Raw genomic sequence first — 1,988 nt, forward strand, 5'->3', positions numbered from 1 at the left:
CGACCCGCCTTTTCACACGAGGACGCCCGCCTTGACGACCCGCTTCGGGTGGAGGTCGGCGCGGGTGAGCACGGTGAGGTCGGCCAGCGGGTCGCCGTCGAGCACCAGCAGGTCGGCGTGGGCACCCGGGGCGAGGGTGCCGATCTCCCCCGCCATGCCGAGCAGCCGGGCCGCCGTGGTGGTCGCCGAGCGCAGCACGTCCGCGACCGGCTGGACCCGGGCCCGCAGGGTGAACTCCTCCAGCTGGGCCGGGTGCAGCGGGCCGAGCAGGTCGCTGCCGTAGACCAGGTCGACGCCCGCCCGGTGGGCGCGTTCCAGCGCCTCCAGGCCCCGGTCGCGGACCTCGGCCAGCTTGTCCACGGAGGCGGCCGGCAGGCCGGAGGCGGCACCGAGCCTGGCGGTCTGCTCGTAGGCGACCAGGGTGGGCACCAGGAAGGCCTCCTTCTCCAGCAGCAGGGCGATCGTGCCGTCGTCCAGCAGGTTGCCGTGCTCGACGCAGCGCACCCCGGCCCGCAGGGCGCGGTCGATGGCGCGCGGGTGGTAGGCGTGGACGGTGACGTAGCGGTTGTGGTTGTCGGCCTCCTCCACGGCCGCGCGGATCTCCTCCTCGCTGTACTGGACCGCGCCGATCTCGTCGTGCGGGGAGGCGACGCCGCCGGAGACCAGCACCTTGAGGTGGCGGGCGCCCTTGCGGAACTCGTCCCGGGCGGCGGCCCGCACCGAGTCGACTCCGTCGGCGATCCGGCCGAAGTGCGGGCGGGACTCGCAGCAGGGCAGGGCGTCCTCGCCGAGCGGGCGCAGGTCGCCGTGGCCGCCGGTCTGGGACAGCGCCTTGCCCCCGTGCAGCAGCCGCGGGCCGGGCACCAGGCCCTCGGCCAGCGCGCGGGCCATCCCGTGGTCCGCGCCGCCGACGTCGCGGACGGTGGTGAAGCCTCGGCGCAGCATGCGCTCGGCCTCGGCGAGGGCGCGCACGGTGGCGTAGCCCGGGGTCCAGTTCGCGAGGTCGTGGAAGTCGAGCGAGGTGACCAGCAGGTGGACGTGGGCGTCGATCAGGCCGGGCAGGACGGTGCCGCCGGCCGCGTCGAGGACCCGGACGCCCTCGGTGGCGGCGGGCGGCCGGCCGGTGCCGGTGGCGGCGATCCGGCCGTCGGCGGCCTCCAGCCAGCCGAGGTCGGTTCGGGTGCCGTCCTCGGGGTGGAGCAGGTGGGCGTTGGTGACCAGCAGACGACTCATGACGACGACCCTCGTTTCAGTACGGCTCGTATTGAATACGACTCGTACTGAATACACCATGTATCGTTCCCCTGTGAACCCGCCCCCCGCCGACACCGCCCCCCGGCCGCCCCGCCGCCGCGTCCACACCCGCGCCCGGCTGCTCGCCGCGGCGCGCGAGCTCTTCCTCTCCGCCGGCTTCGCCCGGACGAGCATCGAGGACGTCTGCGCTGCCGCCGGCTACACCCGCGGCGCCTTCTACTCGAACTTCGGCGGCAAGGAGGAGCTGCTGCTGGCGCTCTTCGACGACGAGGCCGCGCGGCGGATGGCCGAACTGGCGGACCTGGCCGCGGCCTGCGAGGGGCTGGCGCCCGGGGAACGGGCGGAGCGACTGGTCGGGGCGCTGCTGCGAGTGGAGCCGGCGGACGCCGGCTGGATCCTGCTGTTCCTGGAGTTCCGGCTGGTCGCGGCCCGGACGGCGGCGCTGGCCGAGCAGGTCGCCGCGCACGACCGGGAGGTCGCGCGGGCGCTCGCGGAGGTCCTGGAGCGGGCGCTGCCGGAGCTGGTGCCCCCGGGCGCGAGCGCCGTCCAGGCGGCGACGGTGGTCCTGGCGGCCCGGGAGGGGCTGCTGACCCGGACGGCGGCGGGCGGAGCCGTCGCGGAGGACCTGCTGACGGCGACGTCCGCGGTGCTGTCGGGGCTGCTGGCCTGACGGGGCCGGTGGGCCGGGAGACCGGCGGGCCGACGGGCTCACGGGCCGGTGGAGACGCCGAGGG

General features: G+C 76.0%; 2 protein-coding genes. One reads left to right on the forward strand and one right to left on the reverse strand.

Annotation, left to right across the window (positions count from 1 at the left end; translation table 11 throughout):
* Positions 1 to 12: 12 nt before the first annotated feature.
* Complete coding sequence (locus ACFRMQ_RS40430; protein WP_380735910.1) at positions 13 to 1,233, reverse strand: amidohydrolase family protein; 1,221 nt, start codon at positions 1,231 to 1,233, stop codon at positions 13 to 15.
* A 73-nt stretch (positions 1,234 to 1,306) separates the two neighbouring features.
* Between ACFRMQ_RS40430 and ACFRMQ_RS40435 the strand changes: the two genes are divergently transcribed.
* Positions 1,307 to 1,924 (forward strand): TetR/AcrR family transcriptional regulator, encoded by a 618-nt coding sequence (locus tag ACFRMQ_RS40435; protein WP_380735911.1) that lies wholly within the window; start codon positions 1,307 to 1,309, stop codon positions 1,922 to 1,924.
* Positions 1,925 to 1,988 lie beyond the last annotated feature (64 nt).

It is taken from the genome of Kitasatospora sp. NPDC056783 (assembly GCF_042789895.1).
Taxonomy (GTDB): Bacteria; Actinomycetota; Actinomycetes; order Streptomycetales; family Streptomycetaceae; genus Kitasatospora.